Annotated in this window: 16 protein-coding genes; 5 read left to right on the forward strand and 11 right to left on the reverse strand. The window is 60.3% G+C overall.

Translation table 11 applies throughout. The features are described from left to right. Position 1: 1 nt before the first annotated feature. Entirely contained in the window at positions 2–370 is a 369-nt protein-coding gene (locus K5K95_RS22130) for a DUF427 domain-containing protein (RefSeq protein WP_222586112.1), read from the forward strand. Positions 371–722: 352 nt separating this feature from the next. Here K5K95_RS22130 and lldD read toward each other — a convergent pair whose 3' ends face one another. The 3 genes from lldD to K5K95_RS22145 form a co-directional block, all read right to left on the reverse strand. After that, positions 723–1868: an FMN-dependent L-lactate dehydrogenase LldD gene (lldD, locus tag K5K95_RS22135; RefSeq protein ID WP_222586113.1), complete on the reverse strand. Its 1146-nt coding sequence runs from the start codon at positions 1866–1868 to the stop codon at positions 723–725. Between the two features lie 1141 nt (positions 1869–3009). Then, positions 3010–4632 (reverse strand): MFS transporter, encoded by a 1623-nt coding sequence (locus K5K95_RS22140; RefSeq protein WP_222586114.1) that lies wholly within the window; start codon positions 4630–4632, stop codon positions 3010–3012. A gap of 141 nt (positions 4633–4773) precedes the next feature. Beyond that, on the reverse strand, positions 4774–6438 hold the full coding sequence (locus K5K95_RS22145) for a GMC family oxidoreductase (RefSeq protein ID WP_222586115.1): 1665 nt from the start codon (positions 6436–6438) through the stop codon (positions 4774–4776). A gap of 133 nt (positions 6439–6571) precedes the next feature. On the opposite strand from K5K95_RS22145, the gene K5K95_RS22150 reads away from it, so the two are divergent. Further along, entirely contained in the window at positions 6572–7456 is an 885-nt protein-coding gene (locus K5K95_RS22150; RefSeq protein ID WP_222586116.1) for a LysR family transcriptional regulator, read from the forward strand. A 257-nt stretch (positions 7457–7713) separates the two neighbouring features. Here K5K95_RS22150 and K5K95_RS22155 read toward each other — a convergent pair whose 3' ends face one another. The 8 genes from K5K95_RS22155 to K5K95_RS22190 form a co-directional block, all read right to left on the reverse strand. Beyond that, positions 7714–8733, reverse strand: a complete 1020-nt coding sequence (locus K5K95_RS22155; RefSeq protein WP_222586117.1) for an AbrB family transcriptional regulator — start codon at positions 8731–8733, stop codon at positions 7714–7716. A 255-nt stretch (positions 8734–8988) separates the two neighbouring features. Further along, positions 8989–9582: a sarcosine oxidase subunit gamma gene (locus K5K95_RS22160; RefSeq protein ID WP_222586118.1), complete on the reverse strand. Its 594-nt coding sequence runs from the start codon at positions 9580–9582 to the stop codon at positions 8989–8991. A 3-nt stretch (positions 9583–9585) separates the two neighbouring features. Beyond that, complete coding sequence (locus K5K95_RS22165; protein WP_222586119.1) at positions 9586–12483, reverse strand: 2Fe-2S iron-sulfur cluster-binding protein; 2898 nt, start codon at positions 12481–12483, stop codon at positions 9586–9588. Next, positions 12480–12779 (reverse strand): sarcosine oxidase subunit delta, encoded by a 300-nt coding sequence (locus K5K95_RS22170; RefSeq protein ID WP_090183060.1) that lies wholly within the window; start codon positions 12777–12779, stop codon positions 12480–12482. The genes K5K95_RS22165 and K5K95_RS22170 overlap by 4 nt, the downstream gene beginning before the upstream one ends. Positions 12780–12792: 13 nt before the next feature. Then, positions 12793–14034: an FAD-dependent oxidoreductase gene (locus K5K95_RS22175; RefSeq protein WP_222586120.1), complete on the reverse strand. Its 1242-nt coding sequence runs from the start codon at positions 14032–14034 to the stop codon at positions 12793–12795. After that, a complete protein-coding gene (folD, locus tag K5K95_RS22180; protein ID WP_222586121.1) occupies positions 14016–14921 on the reverse strand; it encodes a bifunctional methylenetetrahydrofolate dehydrogenase/methenyltetrahydrofolate cyclohydrolase FolD in 906 nt (301 codons plus the stop codon). Before folD ends, K5K95_RS22175 begins: the two co-directional genes overlap by 19 nt. After that, positions 14918–15784 carry a formyltetrahydrofolate deformylase gene (gene purU / locus K5K95_RS22185; RefSeq protein ID WP_222586122.1) on the reverse strand — a complete coding sequence of 289 codons (867 nt, stop codon included), beginning with the start codon at positions 15782–15784 and terminating at the stop codon, positions 14918–14920. The genes folD and purU overlap by 4 nt, the downstream gene beginning before the upstream one ends. A 1056-nt stretch (positions 15785–16840) precedes the next feature. Continuing rightward, complete coding sequence (locus K5K95_RS22190; protein WP_090183071.1) at positions 16841–17440, reverse strand: helix-turn-helix domain-containing protein; 600 nt, start codon at positions 17438–17440, stop codon at positions 16841–16843. A gap of 282 nt (positions 17441–17722) precedes the next feature. Here K5K95_RS22190 and glnT point away from each other — a divergent pair, with 282 nt between their 5' ends. The 3 genes from glnT to K5K95_RS22205 all read left to right on the forward strand — a co-directional run bounded on the left by glnT (position 17723) and on the right by K5K95_RS22205 (position 20743). After that, positions 17723–19057 (forward strand): type III glutamate--ammonia ligase, encoded by a 1335-nt coding sequence (glnT, locus tag K5K95_RS22195; protein WP_222586123.1) that lies wholly within the window; start codon positions 17723–17725, stop codon positions 19055–19057. Between the two features lie 85 nt (positions 19058–19142). Continuing rightward, on the forward strand, positions 19143–20048 hold the full coding sequence (locus K5K95_RS22200) for a class II glutamine amidotransferase (protein WP_090183074.1): 906 nt from the start codon (positions 19143–19145) through the stop codon (positions 20046–20048). 11 nt (positions 20049–20059) lie between these two features. Then, positions 20060–20743 carry a protein glxC gene (locus K5K95_RS22205; protein WP_222586124.1) on the forward strand — a complete coding sequence of 228 codons (684 nt, stop codon included), beginning with the start codon at positions 20060–20062 and terminating at the stop codon, positions 20741–20743. The last annotated feature ends 12 nt before the right edge of the window (positions 20744–20755 follow it).

A 20755-nucleotide genomic window follows, 5' to 3' on the forward strand; every position in this document is an offset into this window, starting at 1 on the left:
CATGAAAAGCACTGGTCCCAGTCCTGTCATTACCATCGCGGAAGAGCCGAACACCCTGTTGGTGAAGTTTCACGGTATTCAAGTCGCCGCCTCGACACGTGCGCTGGTGATGCTGGAGGCCAATTATCCTCCCGTGTACTACGTTCCGTGGGAGGACATCGCCGAACAATATTTCGCGCGCACCGACCACACAACCTATTGCCCCTACAAGGGCGACGCCACTTACTACAGCTTGAAAGTCACGGGGCATGAGGGCGCGAACGCCGTGTGGCGCTATGAAAACCCCAAAGTGTCCGTCGAACAGATTCGCGGATACGTGGCGTTCTATCCCGATCAAGTCACGTTTGAAGTTCTGAAAAATATCGAATGATGGATTTCCAGGCACACGTGCTTTTGCTCTTCACCACTCAACAAGCCGAGCGGTAGCTCGCTTGCAGCTTTTGATCTTGATGCACACGCCCCCTCGAGAGGCCGAGTGGAGGTTCTGCGCAGTGGGCAACCCGGCAAGGATGCCGGGTTAGCCGCCCCCGGCCATGGATGGCCGATGGCGGCGGGCCCACGGAGCAGGACCGGAGCGAGGGCATGCCGAGCCTTGGCGAGGCACCGAACGTCAGGGGCAAAAGCGCTTGGTTACTTGGCGCTTCTCCAAGTGACCCGCTGTAAAAGCGGAACCAATAGCAGCCATCACCCAAACAACGGATATACACCCAAAGCGTACCCGCTCAACGAACACCACCCCCCACCAACGTCGACTCATCAATCTGACCAATCGAAGTCACCCCGGTCAACGTCATCGCCACACGCATCTCCCTGGCGAAAATATCCAGCATGTTTTCCACCCCACGCTGGCCATCAGCCGCCAATGCATAAGCCATCGAGCGCCCGAGCAATACGCCTTTCGCCCCCAACGCCAACATCCGCACCACATCGAGCCCGGAACGGATCCCCGAATCGACCAGCACCGTCAGATCATTCCCCACCGCTTGCATGATCGGCGGCAAAGCCTTCGCAGTAGAAAGCACCCCATCGAGCTGCCGCCCACCGTGGTTCGACACCACAATCCCGTCCGCGCCGAAGCTCACCGCATCCCTGGCATCCTGAGGGTCGAGGATGCCCTTGATGATCATCGGGCCTTTCCAGAACTCACGAATCCACTCCAGATCGCTCCAGCTGATCGACGGGTCGAAATTGTTGGCCAGCCAACCCATGTAGTCCTCGAGGGTGACGGCTTTGCCCAGGTACTTCGAGATATTGCCCAGATCATGCGGGCGCCCCATGAGGCCGACGTTGAACGCCCAGTCGGGTCGCGTCATGGCCTGCAACATTCGCCGCGATGACGCAAAAGGCCCGGACATCCCCGAATGCGCATCCCGGTAACGAGCGCCGGGAGTAGGCATGTCGACAGTAAATACCAGGTTTTTCACCCCTGCCGCCTTCGCCCGCTCCAGCGCGTTTTTCATGAAGCCCCGGTCCTTCAACACATACAACTGAAACCAGATGGGTTGCTGACTCTGCGCTACGACTTCCTCGATCGAACACACCGACACGGTCGACAGGCACAGCGGGATGCCTTTGTTTTGCGCCGCTTTGACGGCCTGCACTTCACCTCGACGGGCGAACATGCCGGTCAGGCCGACCGGAGCGAGAATGATGGGCATCGAAAGCGGCTGATCGAAGAGGGTGGTGCCCAGGCTCAGGGTTTCGACGTTTTTCAGAATTCGCTGACGCAGGCTGATGCCGGTCAGGTCGGCGCTGTTAGCCCGCAACGTATGCTCGGCGTAAGCGCCGCCATCAATGTAATCGAACAAAAAACGCGGAAGTTTGCGGCGTGCGGCCTCACGGTAATCCGATGCGGATGAAATGATCATGGGGTGCTGATGCCTCGTTCTGGTCAGTGGCGGGGCTGCGGACTGCTTTGCGTCAGGTTAACGAAAACGCCCCGCGTGTGCGTAATGCTGTTCACTTAAGAACGTTTTGGGGTTGGGTGCATATCCGTTTCTGCGGTAACGGCGGCTTAGGGTTCCGCCCTGACGGCGGGTCACTTGGAGAAGCGCCAAGTAACCAAGCGCTTTTGCCCCTGACGTTCGGTGCCTCGCTAAAGCTCGGCATGCCCTTGCTCCGGTCCTGCTCCGTGGGCCCGCCGCCATCGGCCATCCATGGCCGGGGGCGGCTACCGCGGCATCCTTGCCGCGGTGCCCACTGCGCAGAACCTGCGCTCGGCCTCACGAGGGGGCGTGCACCGCAAAAGCCAAAGCGAGGCGGCCTACGGGCCGACCTGATTCTTCAACGCTTGCGCGTAGTGGTTGCTGATCGTTCCCATGCTCCGCGTGGGAATGCCGCCGGGGACGCTCTGCGTTCCGCTGTCGACGCCAGGCTTGAGTCTTGCGCAAGGGTGACGCGGAGCGTCACGGGATGCATTCCCACGCGGAGCGTGGGAACGATCAACATCAAACCGCGAGGTGACCTTCCGGCCAACGTTGCTTTGGCAGATGTACTCAATACCTGTGGGAGCGAGCTTGCTCGCGATGGCGGCATTACGGGCAACATCACAGCCGACTGACAGGGCCTCATCGCGAGCAAGCTCGCTCCCACATTTTGACGGTGTACACCCGTGGCTTCTCACCACTCTTCAGGCCGAGCGTTAGCTCGCCTTTAGCTTTTGATTTTGATCTTGATCTGCTCCGTCGGAAGGCCGAACGCAGGTTCTGCGTAGTGGGCAACCCGGCATGGATGCCGGGTTAGCCGCCCCCGGCCATGGATGGCCGATGGCGGCGGGCCCACGGAGCAGGACCGGAGTGAGGGAATGCCGAGCCACAGCGAGGCACCGGACGTCAGGGGCGCTAGCGCTTGGTTACTTGGCGCTTTTCCAAGTGACCCGCCGTCAGGGCGGAACCAATAGCCGCCGTTACCGCAGAAACGGATATGTCCCCAACCCCAACCCCAACCCAAAAACGGTCTTAAGTGAACAGCATTACCCGCGTGTGCGGGGCGTTTTTTCTGCGGTGCCGGTCAGTTTTTATCGAGGTCGACGTTTTTCGTTTCACGCAGACAGATCATCCCCACCACCAGGCTCACCGCAGTGATCACCACCGGGTACCACAGCCCGTAGAAAATATCCCCGGTGTACACCACCAGAGCGAACGACACCGTCGGCAGGAAGCCACCGAACCAGCCATTGCCGATGTGGTAGGGCAGCGACATCGAGGTGTAGCGGATGCGTGTCGGGAACAGTTCGACCATCAGCGCGGCCAGCGGGCCGTAGCACATGGCGGAGATAATGATCAGCGCGACGATCAGCGCCACGATCATCGGTTTGTTGACCAACTGGGTATCGGCTTTTGACGGATACCCGCCGAGGGCCACTGCACCGCGCAGCGCCGCTTCATCGTAGCCATCGATTTTCACATCGCCGACGCTCACTTGCACGGCGCTGCCGGCCGGGGCCGCTTCGCTGGTGTAAGGCAGGCCCTGTTTCACCAGGAAGGTTTTGACCTTGTCGCAAGGGCTGTCAAATTTCGCCTTGCCCACCGGGTCGAACTGGAAAGTGCAGGTGGCCGGGTCCGCCAGCACGCTGATCGGTGCCTGGCGACTGGCCTGGTCGATGGCCGGGTTGGCGTAGTGGGCGATGGATTTGAAAATCGGGAAGTACAGCGCAGTGGCCAGCAGCAGGCCGATCATCAGCACCGGTTTGCGCCCGACCTTGTCCGACAGCCAGCCAAAGAAGATAAAGAACGGCGCGCCGATGATCACGCTGACGATCAGCAGGCTATTGGCCAGGGCCGGGTCCATTTTCAGGAATTGGGTGAGGAAGAACAGTACGTAGAATTGCGCGGCATAGAAGGTTACCGCTTGCCCTGCGTTGATGCTGAACAGGGCGATCAGCACGACTTTGAGGTTTTCCCACTTGCCGAAGGAGTCGCGCAGCGGCGACTTGCAGAGCTTGCCTTCCTCTTTCATTTTCACGAAGGCCGGCGATTCGTGCAGGCTCAGGCGAATCCAGGTCGAGATGCCCAGCAGAATGATCGAAAACAGAAACGGAATCCGCCAGCCCCAGACTTCGAACTGGTCACCGGTAAAGTAACGGCACCCGAGCACCACCAGCAGTGACAGCAACAGGCCGAGGGTGGCCGTGGATTGAATCCAGCTGGTGTGAAAACCGCGTTTGCCGATGGGCGCGTGTTCGGCGACATACGTGGCAGCGCCGCCATATTCACCGCCCAGGGCCAGCCCCTGGAGCATGCGCAACAACACCAGGATGATCGGCGCGGCAATGCCGATGCTGGCGTAGGTCGGCAGCAGTCCGACGCAGAAGGTCGCCAGGCCCATGAGGATGATGGTTGCGAGGAACGTGTATTTACGCCCGATCATGTCCCCCAGCCGTCCGAACACCAGCGCGCCGAAGGGCCTGACGATGAAGCCGGCGGCGAACGCCATCAGGGCGAAGATGAACGCCGTGGTGTCGTTGACTCCGGCAAAAAACTGCTTGCTGATCACCGCCGCGAGCGCGCCATAGAGGAAAAAGTCGTACCACTCGAAAACCGTCCCGAGTGACGAGGCGAAGATGACTTTGCGGGTGTCGGGGCTGGTGTCGACGCTAAGCGTGGTGTCCAGCGGCTGAACATGTTCTGACATATCGGTATCCCTCACAGTGATTGTTTTTGTTGTTCCACTGGTGTTGCGTATTCCTTACGGCGGGGTATTTCTACGTCGGTAAATCTGATGCGATCCCTTGTGGGAGCGGGCTTGCTCGCGAATGCGTCGTGTCAGTGCTCATCAATGTTGATGGTCTACCGCTTTCGCGAGCAAGCTCGCTCCCACAGGGGAGGGGTTTACAGTCAAAGGGTTGAGGATCAGCTGTGCAGCTTTTTCGGCAATCATCAGCGTAGGCGAACAGGTGTTGCCTGAGGTGATGCGCGGCATGATCGAGGCATCGGCGATGCGCAGGCCGGGAATCCCGTGCACGCGCAGTTCGGCGTCGACCACCGCGTCCGCGTCGTTGCCCATGCGGCAGGTGCCCACTGGATGGAAAATCGTCGTGCCAATCCGCGCTGCTGCTTCGTGCAATTGTTCTTCGGTCTGCAAGCTGGCGCCGGGCAGGTATTCCACTGGTTTAAACGCTTGCAGGGCAGGGGCTGCGACGATACGCCGGGTCAGGCGAATCGCGTCGGCGGCGACCCGCAAGTCCTCCGGATGGCTCAGGTAATTGGGCTGGATCAGCGGTGCTTCCTGCGCATTGGCTGAGCGAATCTCCACCCGGCCACGGCTTTGCGGTCGCAGATCGCAGACCGATGCAGTGAACGCGGGGAAGGCATGCAATGGCTCGCCGAAACGCTCCAGCGACAGCGGCTGCACGTGGTATTCGAGATTGGCCGAGGCTTGCTCCGGCCCGGATCGGGCGAACGCACCGAGCTGACTCGGCGCCATCGACAGCGGGCCGCTGCGGTCATACAGGTAACGCAGACCCATGCCCATCTTGCCCCACAGACTGCCGGCGATCTGGTTCAGGGTGCGCGCATTTTCCAGTTTGTAGATCAGCCGCAATTGCAGGTGATCCTGCAGGTTGCCACCGACGCCGGGCAGCTCATGGGCCACGCCGATCCCGAGTTTTTCCAGGAGTGGGCGAGGGCCGATCCCGGAACGTTGCAGAATACTCGGCGAGCCAACGGAGCCGGCGCACAGGACGATTTCCTTGCGTGCCTTGAAGGTTTTCGCCTGACCCTGGTAGCGCGCACTGACGGCCGATGCCCGACCGTTTTCCAGCAGCACGCGATCGACGTCGACGTCGGTCAATACGGTAAGGTTGGGGCGGTTGCGCACCGGTTTGAGAAACGCCTTGGCTGCGTTCCAGCGAATCCCGGCCTTTTGATTGACCTGGAAATAGCCGCAGCCTTCGTTATCGCCTTGGTTGAAGTCATCGATGCTGGCGATGCCGCTTTGCTCGGCGGCACTGCGAAACGCATCCAGAATCGGCCACGACAACCGCTGACGCTCGATCCGCCATTCTCCGGCAGCGCCGTGAAATGCCGAGTCGCCGGCAAAATGGTTTTCGCTTTTCTTGAACAGCGGCAGGACGTCGTTCCAGCTCCAGCCCGGATTGCCGTCGGCGGCCCAGCCATCGTAGTCGCCCGCCTGGCCGCGCATGTAGATCATGCCGTTGATCGAGGAGCAGCCGCCCAGCACTTTGCCACGCGGGTAACTCAAGGCACGACCTTGCAGGCCCGGTTGCGCTTCGGTCTTGAAACACCAGTCGGTGCGCGGGTTGCCGATGCAGAACAGGTAACCGACGGGGATGTGAATCCACGCATAGTTATCGCGGCCACCGGCTTCGAGCAGCAACACCCGGTGTTGCGGGTTGGCCGACAGTCGATTGGCAAGCAAACAACCGGCCGGTCCTGCGCCAACCACGATGTAGTCGAATTCATCAAGGGAAGTCTGCATCCCTGACCTCGTATTGTTGTTCTTGTTGTCAGTCATCCTAGTTGTTAGCTTTCGTCAAAAGAATGTTAGTTTTTGCGCAGCCGCTGTGCGTTTTTAAACAGCGCTTCCAACAGCGTAGACCCAAGGACGACTCATGTTCGACTGGAATGACCTGCGGTTTTTTCTCGAGTTGCAACGCAGCGGGCGTTTGCTCACCGCTGCCCGCCGTTTGAACACCACGCATGCCACTGTCGCCCGGCACATCGAAGCCATCGAAAAAAGCCTCGGCACGGCGTTGTTCGTCCAGCATGCCCAAGGCTATGAGCTGACTCCGGCAGGCGAGGCGTTGCTTAAACATGCCGAAGCCATGGAAAACGTCGCGTTGCTGGCCCAGGAGGAAATCACCCAGTCCACCGCGCCGCTGGGCAAGATCCGCGTCGGCGTGACCGAAGGGCTGGGGATCATGTTCCTCGCCAGCCGCATGAACGGGCTGTTCGAACGTTATCCAGGGCTTGAAGTGGAGCTGGTGGCGGTGCCGCGCTTCGTCAGCATCCTCAACCGCGAAGCCGAGATCAGCATCCACCTCGAACGCCCGGCCGCCGACATGCTGGTCACGCGCAAACTCACCGACTATCGACTGGCGCTGTATGCCAGTCAGGCCTACCTCGACCAGGCACCGCCGCTGCACAGCCGCGAAGACCTGGGGCGCCACGCCTGGATCGGCTATGTCGACGATTTGCTGTTCAGCCAGGAACTGATGTTCCTCAACAGCTTTTGCCGCAATCCGCGTGTGGTATTTCACAGCACCAGCGTCATCGCCCAGCAACAGGCGGCACGTTCGGGATTGGGGATTGCGGTGTTGCCGTGCTACATGGCCAGTGCCGATCCGCAGTTGGTGCCGCTGCTACCGGATGAAAACATCATGCGCAGTTACTGGATCAGCACCCGCCGCGAGCTGCACAAATCGGTCAGGCTGCGGGTGCTGTGGGATTACGTGGTGGCGTTGTGCGAGGCGGAGCAGACGCTGTTATTGGGATAGCTCTCCCGGGGCTCTGATCCGTATTTTCCATCGTTATCTGCATCTGTTATGCATAAGGCCTGCAGCTCACAATGACGCCACGGTCTGCAGTCGCGCAGCCACTGCACCGTAAACTCATTATGTAGGAGGCCCTATGGGCAAGATGGCGATTTTCCTCGGTGGATTTCTGGTGTTAACCATTCTGATTGGTGCCCTGGCGACAATTTCTCCCGTTTAGTCCCTTCGTCCACACGGGGAGGCGTTTGAACGAAGTTCCTTCAAACATCTTCCCGCCAGCGCCGCGCCTGCACGAGCAATGCCGGTGCAAAGTGCAGCACGACCATGCGCATCAAGTGATGCGTGAGGATGAACACCACGTTCAGCCCGCCGCCGAACGCGACGATGGCGATGGTCTCGATGGCACCCGGCATATAGGCCAACCACAACGACAAGGGATCGCTGCCCAGCACTCGTGCGGCCACGCCTGCAAACGCTGTTGCGATCAGCAACATCAGGGCAATCGACATCAGTCCGGCGCGGCCGTGGCGGACCAGTTCTCCGAGGGTGATGTCCTTGAATTTCGAGCCGATCAGCATACCCAGCAGGACCGTGGCGGAGTCGACACTCCATTGCGGCAGGTGGAAGTCCTGGAGATAGCCGACCTTGAGCGAAATCCCGGTGAGGACGATGGCGGTGAGCATGAAGGGGGCGGGCACGCCGGCCTTCAACAGCAAGCGCCCGAGCAACAGGCACAAGGCGATCAGCGACAACAGGGTCAATACGGTGCTCATGACCAGCGGGCTGCTTTCGGCAAGCACCGTGTCGGTGTGTCCGGGAATGCACACACTCACCAGCACGGTGATCGACAGCAGGCGGATCAGGTGCACGACAATCACTTTGCCGGACGCACGTTCGGATTCAAGCAAGTCGAACACGGCGGCGAGTGCACCGGGGTACACGGCCAATAGTGAGTCTTTCAGGTTCCAGCCCGAAACCCTGAACAACCAGAAGCCGGCGACGCTACTTTGAACCATCAGGCACAACAGCATGAAGCCGAGACTGGGCAGCATGGCAGCCGCTGTGTGGCTGTCCCATGACTTGAACATCAGACCGGTCGCGATCCCCAAGACGATCTGCACATAACCCAGACTGAAGGGCAGCGCAGGGGAAAAACGCAGGTTGCTGGCGATTAACGCGGTCGCGAGTATCGAGCCCAGCAACAGGCCGTGGGGGACACCGGCGTATTGCAATGCGGTGCCGACGCCGATGGCGATCAGCAAACACAACAGGGTTTTCATGGGGTCTTCCTTGATTCGTGAATTAGCCCGCGCTTCCATCCGGGCCATGCACCTTTTCCCATTTAACCAGCCGAAGCGTCAAGCATGCCTGTTGCGCTAGTGTCATCCCGACGAGGTGTGTGGATCCTGCAGGAGCCGGCTGCTGATGAGTTGTAAGTCGCAGCCATTCGGATTTTGCAACCTGCTGATCCCCATCCATGCATGCTGAGAACGGACATTCACCGCTCAGCATGCATGCTCAACACAACCGGCGAATCAGCGCCTCATCGCCGACGCAAGCCCTGAATACTCCTGCAGCGCATCCTCCAGCGCACCCTGAAAATACGCCTTCGATGCCCGGTCACAGAGGATGTGAAAACTCGCCTGATGCGCCGTGCCGGAGTTGATGATGATCACATTGATGCGTGCCGCCGACGTTTGGGCCACGGCGCCCGGGGTGAAGGCTTGCGGACTCAGATCAACCCCGCAGAGCTTGGCCAGCACCTCGCTCAGGTAGTCCCCCGTCATCTGAAAGCAGGCATGACTGTCCTGGCGCGGCAGCAAGTAGTTGGCCTGATGATCGAGTTCCCAACGTGATTCTTCATCGGCTATTCGCTGGCCCTGATCCTCGGGGCTGCCCAGCAGCAGGTATTCGGTTTGCGAAAGCCGCGCCACGTGGCTGCCATCGGCTTGAATTGTGGCGCGATTTGGCGCCTCCGGCAGGGTGAAGGCACGCCCCTGCAGGTAGTCGGCAGTGTGTGCGCCACGAAAACCGACCCGTGGCAGGTCGGTCAAATCCGTCAGGCAGCAGCCGGTCATCGGCGCCGGCGTTTGGCGCACCTTGCTGTGTTGTTCTCTCAGGCTGGTCATGGCTCAAAGCTCCTGGCGTTGGTTGTCGGGATCGAAGAAAGGCAGCGGCACCACTTCGGCATGCACCACCTTTGCGCCTTCGACGCGGATCGGAATCCGTTGCCCCGGTGTGCTCTGGTCGATGCCGGCGTAGGCCAGGCCGATGATTTTGCCAAGGGTGGCGGAGTACTCGCACGACGTGACGTTGCCGCTGATGTCCGGGCCGTTGAGCACCAGGTGTCCTTCCAGCGGTTGCTCACTGCCCTTGGGCAAGGTGAAGCCCACCAGCTTGCGTTTCAGTGGCTGTGCTTCGAGGATGTCCACCGAGCGCCGGCCGACGAAGAACGGCTTGTTGCGACTCACCGCCCAACCCATGTCGATTTCCGCCGGGTGGGTCATGCCGTCGGTGTCCTGGCTGATGATCACATGGCCTTTTTCCAGACGCAGCAAGCGTTGGGTTTCGACGCCGAAGGGACGGATGTCGTGGGCCTTGCCGGCCTCGATCAGCGCATCCCAGAGCTTGAGGCCGTGGCGCGCCGGCACGTGGATTTCGTAACCCAGTTCGCCGACAAAACCCACCCGCAGCAAACGCGCCTTGATCCCCGTGACCGTTCCCTGACGGACACCCAGGTAGGGGAATGCCTCTGCGCTCAAGTCGAGATCGCTGCAGACTTTTTCCAGCACTTTGCGTGAGTCGGGACCGGCGACGTTGACCGCGCAGATGGCGGCGGTGACGTTGGCGACGTCCACGTCCAGGCGCCATTGAGCATTCCACTTGAGCATTTGCTGATAGATCCGGTCGACGCCGCTGGTGGTGGCGGTGACGTAGAAATGGTTCTCGGCAAAGCGTGCGCATACCCCGTCATCGATCACTACGCCATGCTCGTTGGTCATCAAGGCATAGCGGGAACGGCCGATCGGCTGCTTGAGAAAGGCAAAGGTGTACATCCGGTTGAGCAGCTCGGCGGCGTCGGGACCGCGCACATCAAGACCCCCAAGGGTCGAGACATCGATGATGCCAACCTTGTTGCGCACGTGCAGGGCTTCGGCCTGCATGCACGCGTCGCGGTCCTTCGCGTTGCCGTAGTAGGCGGGGCGCTGCCAGATGCCGGCAGGCATCATCTTGGCGCCCGCTTGCAGATGCCGGGCGTGCATCGGTGTTTGCCGGTACGGGTCGAAAGCCCGGCCCGCGACATGGGCGAGCTTTTCCGCAACGAACGGTGGGCGTGCGGTGGTGACACCGGTTTCGCTGATGTTGCGCTGGGTCGCCCAGGCAACCAGGCGCGCGGTCGGCAGCGCCGAGTGGCGACCCTGGGATGGCCCCATGCCGACGGTGGAGTAGCGCTTGACCAGTTGCACGTCGCGATAGCCGATGCGGGTGGCGTTGACGATGTCGGCCACTTGCAGGTCTTCATCGAAGTCGACGAAGTCCTTGCCCTTGGGGTGCGGAAAGATCGGCCAATTGAAATTGACCCGGATCTCGCTAGCGAAATGTGCGCGTTGCTCGCCCACCACGAACCCTAGCGCGGACGCGGCATCGGCACCGGCATTCACGCCATCGGCGATTACATTTTCCAGGCGATGACGTCCATTGACCGAGCCGGCGACTGCCAGGTTTTCAGGCAAGCCGCTGAGGGTGAATTCGGCACGCTGATCGTCGTAGGCCAGTTTCCCACCGGCCTGGCAAAGCAATTGATAAACCGGCATGTACCCGGCGGACATGCACAGCAAATCACAGTCCAGACGTTGCCCGTGCTCGGCCACCTGACCCTGCGCGGTGATCTTGCGCACGTCGACGCCGGTGATATGGCGCATGCCTTTTCCGTGCAGGGCTTCATACACGGTGCTGTCGCGCTGGCAAGGAATCTTGCGCTGGGCCAACGCCTGCAGCAGCGATTCATCGCCAGGACCGTGACGCAGGTCCACCACGGCAGCGACCTCCACGCCCTGATCGTGCAGATCAAGTGCGGCGAGGTAGCCGTCATCGTTGCCGGTCAGCACCACGGCGCGTTTGCCCGGTTTGACCGCGTAGAGTTTCATCAGGCGTTGTGCGGCACTGGTCAGCATCACCCCGGGCAGGTCGTTGTTGCGAAAGATCACCGGCTGGTCGAAGGCGCCGCTGCACACCAGGCATTGACGGGCGCGAACTTTGTACATCCGTTTGCCTTGAATGACCGGCAAGTAATTGTCGGTGAACCAGGCGTTGCACGTTGCCTCGGTGAGGATGCGGATGTTGGCGTGGTCTTCTACCGCCGCAAGCAATTCGCGGCGCAGGGTTTCGGCTTTTGAGCCTTCGATATCGAAACGGGCATAGGTCAGCGAACCGCCGAGGATCGGTTGTTGCTCGATGAGCAACACCTTGGCACCGGCATTGGCCGCGGTCAGCGCCGCGTTCAGTCCGGCTGGCCCGGCACCGATCACCGCCACGTCGGTGAACAGATAGGCCTTGTCGTAGTACTCGGGCTTGAACGTCAGGTCGAGCACGCCCAAACCGGCCTTCTTGCGAATGATCGGTTCCCAGACTTTCCACATCCCTTTGGGTTTGTAGAACGAACGGTAGTAGAAACCGACGGGCATGAATTTCGAGAACTTGCCCAGGTAGGCATCGCGGTCGTTGTCCAGCGAGCCGTTGACGTTCTGCGCAGTGACCTGCAAGCCGGCCGACAGGGCATGGGCGTCGGCCAGCACGTTGGGTTCCTGTGGCAGTTGCACCAGGCTGTTGGCGTCCTGCCCGGCCATGGTCAGCGGGCCGCGCGGGCGGTGGTATTTGAAGGAGCGGGAGATCAGGAAGCGTCCGTTGGCCAACAGGGCGCTGGCGATGCTGTCGCCTTGCAAGCCTTGGTAGCGGTCACCGTCGAAGCTGAAATCCAGTGGCTGATCACGGTTGATCAGCAGGCCCATCGGGGCGGGTAGGCGGTTCATCCTGCGATCTCCTGGGCGGCGCTGAAGTCGACGCGGGCGGTGAAAAGTTCTTTGGGGTCGAAGGTGCGCAGGATTTCATCGCTGACCGTGTGCCGTTCTGCGATAAACCAGTAGCTGGACGGCGTGTGCATCCACCACTCGCGCACCACACCGGCGAGATTGTCGGTGTTGAACACGTAATCGGCCCATTCGGCATCGCTGCAGCGGACGGGGTCGGGCATGGGTTTGAATTCGCCGCCATAGGTGAATTCGCTGATGTTGCGCGGCCCGTTGAGCGGGCAATTGATGATTTTCATGATCCGCTCTCCGTCAGTGACTGGCCGCTGTGGCGCCCATTTCGTTGACTTGCTGAAAGGTCGAGAACCGCTCCAGACCAAAGGGTTTGATCAACTCCGGCACTTGTCCGCCGCTGGCCACCAGTTCGGCCATGGTCTTGCCGCAGATCGGCGTCGCCTTGAACCCCCAGGTGCCCCAACCGGCGTCGAGGTAGTAATTCTTCACCGGTGACAGGCCCATGATCGGGCTGTAGTCGGGGGTCATGTCGGTGATGCCGGCCCATTGGCGCATCAGCTTGGCGTTGGCCAGGAACGGGAACATCTCGATGGCGTGGGCCAGCAGGCTTTCCTTGAGGTCCAGGGTCGAGCGGGTGTTGAACAGCGGATAAGGGTCGGAGCCGCCGCCGAAGACCACTTCGCCACGGCTGGTCTGTTGCACATAGCAATGCAGCGCGGAGGAGCTGACCAGCGGATCGAGGAATGGTTTGAAGGGTTGGGTAACCATCGCCTGCAAAGGGAAGGTCTGGATCGGCGAGCGGATCCCGGCCTTGGCCATCAGCAAGGAGCTGTGCCCGGCAATCGCCTGCACCGCGCAGCCGCACTGGATGGTGCCGCGATTGGTCTTGACCGCGGTGATCGCGCCATTTTCGATGACCAGGTCCTGGACTTCGGTTAGCTGGTGGATTTCCACGCCGCGCTTGGCCGCCTGCTTGGCGTAACCCCAGGCCACGGCGTCGTGGCGCGCGGTGGCGCCGTCCATGTGCCAGAGGCCGGCGATGACCGGCAAGTGGCCCGGGTCGAGGTTGAGGCTGGGCACCAGTTCGCGGATTTGCTGGCGGTCGATCATCTCGGTGCGCCCGCCAAAATGTTTATTGACCTCAGCCCGCTGGCGGAACGAACGCACCGTGGCGTCGGTATGGGCCAGGGTCAGTTGGCCGCGCTCGGAATACATGATGTTGAAATCGAATTCGTTGGACAGCCCCTGGAACATCCGCACGGACTCGGCGTAGAAACGCACGCCCTCGCTGGTCAGGTAGTTGGAGCGAATCACGGCCGTGTTGCGCGCGGTATTGCCGCCGCCCAGGTAGGACTTCTCCAACACCGCGATGTTGGTGATGCCGTGGTATTTGGACAGGTAGTAGGCAATGGCCAGGCCATGACCACCGGCGCCGATGATTACCACGTCATAGCTGCGTTTCAGTTCCTTGGGCGGTGGCAGGTCCACTTCCACCGGATACTCCGAACTCAGCCCGTATTTCAGTAGATTGAATGGCATAGGGCCTCCGATTGGCTGCGTTGAACCTGGTGTTGCGTAAGGGCTGCGGTGACGGTGTTTTTCATCAAGAAGGCAATGGTCATCGGGCCGACGCCACCGGGGACCGGCGTGATGGCCGCGACGTGGGGCAGGGCGCTGTCGAAATCGACATCGCCCACCAGGCGGCTACGGCCCTGATCGTCAATGCGATTGATGCCAACGTCGATCACCACCGCGCCAGGCTTAAGCCAACTGGCGTCGATCATCTGAGGTCGGCCGACGGCGGCGACGACGATGTCCGCCTGACGGCACAAGACTTGCGGATCGGTACTGCGCGAATGCAGCACGGTCACCGAGCAGTCGGCCTTGAGCAGCAGCGCGGCCATGGGTTTGCCGACGATGTTCGAGCGTCCAATGATCACTGCGTGTTTGCCGCGCAAATCACCGCAGGTTTGCTCCAGCAAATACAGGCAACCGCTGGGCGTGCAGGGCGCTAGCACGGTGCGACCCTGACTGAGGCCACCGACGTTTTCACTGTGAAAACCGTCGACGTCCTTGCCCGGCGCAATGGCTTGCAGCGCCCTCAGTTCGTCGATATGTGCCGGCAGTGGCAGTTGCAGCAGAATGCCGTTGATGGTGCGGTCGGCATTCAGCGTGGCGATCAGGTTGAGCAGTTGTTCGGTGCTGGTGTCGGTGGACAGACGATGCTCCACGGAACGAATCCCCACCTCTTCGGCGCGCAGGATCTTGTTGCGCACATAGACCTGGCTGGCCGGATCGCTGCCCACCAGAATCACCGCCAGGGCCGGTTGAATGTCTTGCTCGCGCAGGCTGTCCACGTCTTTGCGCACTTGAATGAGCACACGTGCTGCTGCGGCTTTGCCGTCGATCAATTTGAGAGTGTTCACCGGAAGATCACCGTTCTGTCCTGGTTGAGGAAAACCCGGTGTTCCAAGTGGTATTTGACCGCTTTGGACAGGGCAACGGTTTCGGTGTCACGGCCGGTGGCGACCAGGTCGTCAGGCAGATAGACGTGATCGACGCGCTGGACTTCCTGCTCGATGATCGGCCCCTCGTCGAGGTCGCTGGTGACGTAGTGGGCGGTGGCGCCGATCAGTTTCACGCCGCGCTGGTAGGCCTGGTGATACGGCTTGGCGCCTTTGAAGCCGGGCAGGAATGAGTGGTGAATGTTGATCGCCCGGCCCGAGAGTTGCTTGCAGAGGTCATCGGAGAGGATTTGCATGTAGCGCGCGAGCACTACCAGTTCGGTGCCGGTGTCATCAACGACCTTCATCAACTCGGCTTCTTGCCGAGCCTTGGTGTCTTTGGTCACCGGCAGGTAGATGAAGCGAATGCCTTCGCGTTCGGCCATCGGCCGCAGGTCGAGGTGGTTGGAGACGATGGCGGTGATGGTCATGTCCATCTCGCCTTTGTGGTAGCGGTAGAGGAGGTCGGTCAGGCAGTGGTCGAATTTGCTGACCATCAGCAGGACGCGCATCGGTTCGCGGGTGTCGTGCAGTTCCCAGGACATGTCGAAGGCGTTGGCGACGTCGGCGAAGCCTTGTTTGATCTGTTGCAGGTCGCCGGTGTGGCCGTCGTTGAAGCGGAATACCGCGCGCATGAAAAAACGGCCGCTGAGGTCGTCGTCGAATTGCGCCATCTCCCCGATGTAGCAACCGTTGTCAGCCAGGTAGGTGGTTACGGCAGCGACGATGCCGGACACGGCGGGACAGGTGATTTTGATGATGAAATGGTTTTTTTCGTGTTGCATGACACGTCCTCGGGAAGATGGCGGCAGCTCATCGCAAAGCGAAAAAATGTCAGCGGAGAGGGTGGCTCTTCCTTGAGCGCTGTTTCTTGATGGGAATAAAATATTCCTGTTGGTGGCTTTATACGGGGGATGGGGAGGTGGCGTCCAGACGTTTGTGAAAGTTTTTTAACTGGTGGGAATTTTTTCTGCGGCTTTTTTTGGGGGGGGGGTACATATCCGTTTCTGCGGTCATGGCCGCTATTGGTTCCGCCCTGACGGCGGGTCACTTTGAAAAGCGCAAAGTAACCAAACGCTCTTGCCCCTGACGTCCGGTGCCTCGCCTAGGCTCGGCATTCCCTCACTCCGGTCCTGCTCCGTGGGCCCGCCGCCATCGGCCATCCATGGCCGGGGGCGGCTAACCCGGCATCCATGCCGGGTTGCCCACTGCGCAGAACCTGCGTTCGGCCTCCCGACGGGGCAGATCAAGATCAAAAGCGCAAGGCGAGCTAACGCTCGGCCTGATGAGTGGTGAGAAGCAACAGCGGTGCGCTGATCTGCTTTTTGTGGGAGTGAGCCTGCTCGCGATGTTGTTGCTGTTGATCGTTCCCACGCTCCGCGTGGGAATGCCGCCGGGGACGCTCTGCGTTCCGCTGTCGACCCCAGGCTTGAGTCTTGCGCAAGAGTGACGCGGAGCGTCACGGGATGCATTCCCACGCGGAGCGTGGGAACGATCAGGGTCGGGATCAGGACGCGTAAGCGTTGAGCAAACAGGCCGGCCGGTAGGCCGCCTCGCTTTGCTTTTGCGGTGCACGCCCCCTCGTGAGGCCGAGTGGAGGTTCTGCGCAGTGGGCACCGCGGCAAGGATGCCGCGGTAGCCGCCCCCGGCCATGGATGGCCGATGGCGGCGGGCCCACGGAGCAGGACCGGAACGAGGGCATGCCGAGCCTTAGCGAGGCACCGAACGTCAGGGGCAAAAGCGCTTGGTTACTTGGCGCTCTTCCAAGTGACCCGCTGTAAAAGCGGAACCAATAGCAGCCATTACAAAAAAAACGGATATGCCCCCAAATCAGAAAAACATCACTCCTTGTCATTCCCATAATTCATGATCGACAACATCCGAATCGGCACCTGCACCAACTCCTCAGGCCCATGGGGAATCTCCCCCTCAAACGTCAGGCTGTCCCCAGCCTCCATCCGATACAGCTGATTCCCATGCCGATAAATCAACTCACCCTCAAGCAAATGCAAGAACTCGGTCCCCGGGTGAGAGAAGGTCGGAAATTCTTCACTGGCGTCATCCATGCTCACCATGTACGCCTCGAAACTCTTCTTCGGCCCACGGGTATGGTTGAGCAAATGGTAGGTATGGCCTTTTTCAGTCCCGCGGCGCACCACCTCCATGCCTTGATCCGCCTTCACCAGCAGCGCGCTGCCGTCCTGCTGATCGTATTCGCTGAACAACTTCGACAGGGGCAGGCCGAGCACGTCGCACAGGCGGCTCAGGGTATCGAGGCTGGTCGACACCTGGGCGTTTTCAATCTTGCTCAACATGCCCTGGCTGATATCGGCAATCTTGGCCACGTCGGACAATTTCAGGTCCTGGGCCTGGCGCTGGCGTTTGATCTGCAACCCCAGGTATTGCTCAAGCTTGAGGCGCGGCGCGGTTTCGTTCGACATAGTCATCAGGTTCTGCACACTTTCCGTTCAGTAATATTAGTTTCGCACTGAGAAAGTGCAAATCAACGCATTCACTTCCTGTTCCGACGTGAATATTCCCACGGGGAAAAGATTTTTCCCATATATACAGCACAAAAGCGCAGTTCACCTCCCGCGAACACCTCCTTGGCAAATGTGGCAAGGGCCTTGCATTCCTATTGGGAAACAAACTTTCTTTTTAGGAATAAAAAGTCAGTTAAGGCCTTTCCATCATGTTTTGCCTTTCGCGAGGAGTGACGAGCAATGTTGCCAGCAGAAACCCAGCACATTATCGACAAGCACGGCATCAAGTACGTGCTTGCACAGTTTGTCGATATCCATGGCGCGGCAAAAACCAAATCGGTGCCGATCTGCGGGCTCAAGGCCGTGGCTGAAGACGGCGCCGGTTTTGCCGGTTTCGCCATCAGCGGCATGGGCATGGAGCCGCACGGGCCGGACTTCATGGCCCGGGGCGATTTGTCGACGCTGACACCGGTGCCTTGGCAACCGGGTTATGGCCGGGTCGTGTGCATCGGTCATGTCGATGGCAAGCCGCATCCCTATGACAGCCGCTACGTGCTGCAGCAGCAGATTCGCCGTCTGGAAGACAAAGGCTGGACGCTCAACACCGGCCTGGAACCCGAATTCAACCTGATGCGCCGTGACGAACAGGGCAAGCTGCAACTGGTGGATCCGAGCGATAACCTCGACAAACCTTGCTACGACTACAAAGGCCTGTCGCGTTCCCGGGTGTTCCTCGAGCGTCTGACTGAAGCGCTGCAAGCGGTGGATTTCGAGGTCTATCAAATCGATCACGAAGACGCCAACGGCCAATTCGAAATCAACTACACCTACAGCGATGCCATGACCTCGGCGGATCGCTTCACCTTCTTCCGCATGGCCGCCGGTGAGATTGCCAATGACTTGGGCATGATCTGCTCGTTCATGCCCAAGCCCGATCCGAAACGTGCCGGCAACGGCATGCACTTTCACCTGTCGATCAGCAGTGCCGAGAACAAGAACCTGTTCCACGACGCCAGCGATCCGAGCGGCATGGGCCTGTCGAAAATGGCCTATCACTTCGCGGCCGGCCTGTTGGCGCACGGCCCGGCGCTGTGTGGCTTTGCCGCACCGACGGTCAACTCCTACAAGCGTTTGGTGGTGGGCAATTCATTGTCCGGTGCGACCTGGGCGCCGGCCTTTATTGCCTTCGGTGCCAACAACCGCTCCGCGATGGTCCGCGTGCCTTACGGGCGCCTGGAATTCCGTCTGCCGGACGCCGGTTGCAATCCCTATCTGGTCAGCGCGGCCATCATCGCTGCGGGTCTGGATGGCATCGACCGTCAGTTGGAAATCGACCACGTCTGCAACGAAAACCTCTACAGCCTGAGCCTGGAGCAGATTGCCGCGCGCGGCATCAAGACTTTGCCGCAGTCGCTCAAGGAAGCCTGCGATGCGCTCGAAGCCGACCCGCTGTTCGCCGAGGTGCTGGGCCCGCAGATCGTGGGCGAGTTCATCAAGCTCAAGCGTATGGAGTGGGTCGAGTACAGCCGCCATGTCAGTGACTGGGAAGTCGCGCGCTATACCGAATTTTTCTGAGCGCCGCCAAGGCGCGTTTAAACGAACCATCTTGCAGCTTGCAGCTTGAAACTTGCGGCTGCCGAACGAAGTGAGGACTGTTGTCATGTGTGGAATCGTAGGTCTTTACCTGAAAAATCCGCAGCTGGAATCCCGGCTGGGGCAGCTCTTCGAACCAATGTTGCAGGCCATGACCGATCGTGGCCCGGACAGTGCCGGCTTTGCCATCTACGGCGATGAAGTCGCCGATGGCTGGGTCAAGTTGACCCTGCAGGCCACCACCGAAGGCTTCGACTGGAAAACCCTGATGGGCGAACTGGAAGGGCGCCTTGGCTGTTCGCTGGACTGGTTCCAGAACGCCAGCGCGGCAGTACTGAAGATCCACGCCGACGAAGCGCCGGTGCGTCTGGCCCTTGCCGAATTGGCACCCAGCGTCCGCATCATGAGCGCCGGGCAGAGCATTGAAATTCTCAAAGGCATGGGATTGCCCCAGGAGATTTCCCAACGCTTCGGCCTGGCCGGCATGAAAGGCAGTCACATCATCGGCCACACCCGCATGGCCACTGAAAGCGCGGTGACCATGGAAGGCAGCCACCCGTTTTCCACCGGTGCCGACCTGTGCCTGGTGCACAACGGCTCGCTGTCCAACCACTTCCGCCTGCGTCAGGAACTCAAGCGCGAAGGCATCCAGTTTGAAACCGACAACGATACCGAGGTGGCCGCCGGTTACCTGACCTGGCGCCTGCAGCAGGGCGACTCGTTGAAAGAGGCGCTGGATCATGCGCTGGAAGATCTCGACGGTTTCTTCACTTTCGCCATCGGCACCCGTAACGGTTTTGCGGTGATTCGCGACCCGATCGCCTGCAAGCCGGCGATCCTCGCCGAGACTGACGACTACGTCGCCATGGCCTCGGAATATCAGGCGCTGTCGAGCCTGCCGGGCATTGAAAACGCCAGGATCTGGGAGCCGGCACCGGCCACTTTGTACATCTGGGAACGCGAGTCAGCTTAAGGAGCGCACACATGAAAACCATCGATCTTTCCATTGCCACCGTGCGTGACCTCAATCAGGCGCTGCATGACCAGGTCCACGCTGTAGAAGACCGCGAGTGGGTCGTGACTCACTCTAACGGCAAGCACAACCTCGCCGTCGGGGTGAACCAGGCCGTTTCCATCGATATCCAGGGCCACGCCGGTTACTACTGCGCCGGCATGAACCAGAAGGCTTCGATCACCGTTCATGGCAATGCCGGTGTCGGCTGTGCCGAGAACATGATGTCCGGTTATGTGCGGATCAAGGGCAGCGCGTCCCAGGCTGCCGGCGCTACCGCCCATGGTGGATTGCTGGTGATCGAAGGCGATGCCGGTGCCCGTTGCGGGATTTCCATGAAAGGCATCGACATCGTGGTCGGCGGCAGCATTGGTCACATGAGCTGTTTCATGGGCCAGGCCGGGCGCCTGGTGGTGTGCGGCGATGCCGGTGATGCGTTGGGCGATTCGCTGTACGAAACCCACATCTATGTGAAGGGTAGCGTCGCGTCCCTGGGCTCGGATTGCATCGAGAAAGAGATGCGCGCCGAGCATCTGGAAGAGCTGCAGGTCCTGCTCAACCGTGCCGGTTTCGAGCACAAGGCCGCTGACTTCAAGCGCTACGGCTCGGCCCGTCAGTTGTACAACTTCAAAGTCGATAACGCGTCCGCGTATTGATTCACGCCAGGA

It is taken from the genome of Pseudomonas sp. DR48 (assembly GCF_019823085.1).
Classification (GTDB): Bacteria; Pseudomonadota; Gammaproteobacteria; order Pseudomonadales; family Pseudomonadaceae; genus Aquipseudomonas.

Excerpts from the sequence above, each read along its gene's own strand:
- K5K95_RS22130 (WP_222586112.1), top strand. The coding sequence starts at position 2 with ATGAAAAGCACTGGTCCCAGTCCTGTCATTACCATCGCGGAAGAGCCG.
- lldD (WP_222586113.1), bottom strand. The coding sequence starts at position 1,868 with ATGATCATTTCATCCGCATCGGATTACCGTGAGGCCGCACGCCGCAAA.
- K5K95_RS22140 (WP_222586114.1), bottom strand. The coding sequence starts at position 4,632 with ATGTCAGAACATGTTCAGCCGCTGGACACCACGCTTAGCGTCGACACC.
- K5K95_RS22145 (WP_222586115.1), bottom strand. The coding sequence starts at position 6,438 with ATGCAGACTTCCCTTGATGAATTCGACTACATCGTGGTTGGCGCAGGA.
- K5K95_RS22150 (WP_222586116.1), top strand. The coding sequence starts at position 6,572 with ATGTTCGACTGGAATGACCTGCGGTTTTTTCTCGAGTTGCAACGCAGC.
- K5K95_RS22155 (WP_222586117.1), bottom strand. The coding sequence starts at position 8,733 with ATGAAAACCCTGTTGTGTTTGCTGATCGCCATCGGCGTCGGCACCGCA.
- K5K95_RS22160 (WP_222586118.1), bottom strand. The coding sequence starts at position 9,582 with ATGACCAGCCTGAGAGAACAACACAGCAAGGTGCGCCAAACGCCGGCG.
- K5K95_RS22165 (WP_222586119.1), bottom strand. The coding sequence starts at position 12,483 with ATGAACCGCCTACCCGCCCCGATGGGCCTGCTGATCAACCGTGATCAG.
- K5K95_RS22170 (WP_090183060.1), bottom strand. The coding sequence starts at position 12,779 with ATGAAAATCATCAATTGCCCGCTCAACGGGCCGCGCAACATCAGCGAA.
- K5K95_RS22175 (WP_222586120.1), bottom strand. The coding sequence starts at position 14,034 with ATGCCATTCAATCTACTGAAATACGGGCTGAGTTCGGAGTATCCGGTG.
- purU (WP_222586122.1), bottom strand. The coding sequence starts at position 15,784 with ATGCAACACGAAAAAAACCATTTCATCATCAAAATCACCTGTCCCGCC.
- K5K95_RS22190 (WP_090183071.1), bottom strand. The coding sequence starts at position 17,440 with ATGTCGAACGAAACCGCGCCGCGCCTCAAGCTTGAGCAATACCTGGGG.
- glnT (WP_222586123.1), top strand. The coding sequence starts at position 17,723 with ATGTTGCCAGCAGAAACCCAGCACATTATCGACAAGCACGGCATCAAG.
- K5K95_RS22200 (WP_090183074.1), top strand. The coding sequence starts at position 19,143 with ATGTGTGGAATCGTAGGTCTTTACCTGAAAAATCCGCAGCTGGAATCC.
- K5K95_RS22205 (WP_222586124.1), top strand. The coding sequence starts at position 20,060 with ATGAAAACCATCGATCTTTCCATTGCCACCGTGCGTGACCTCAATCAG.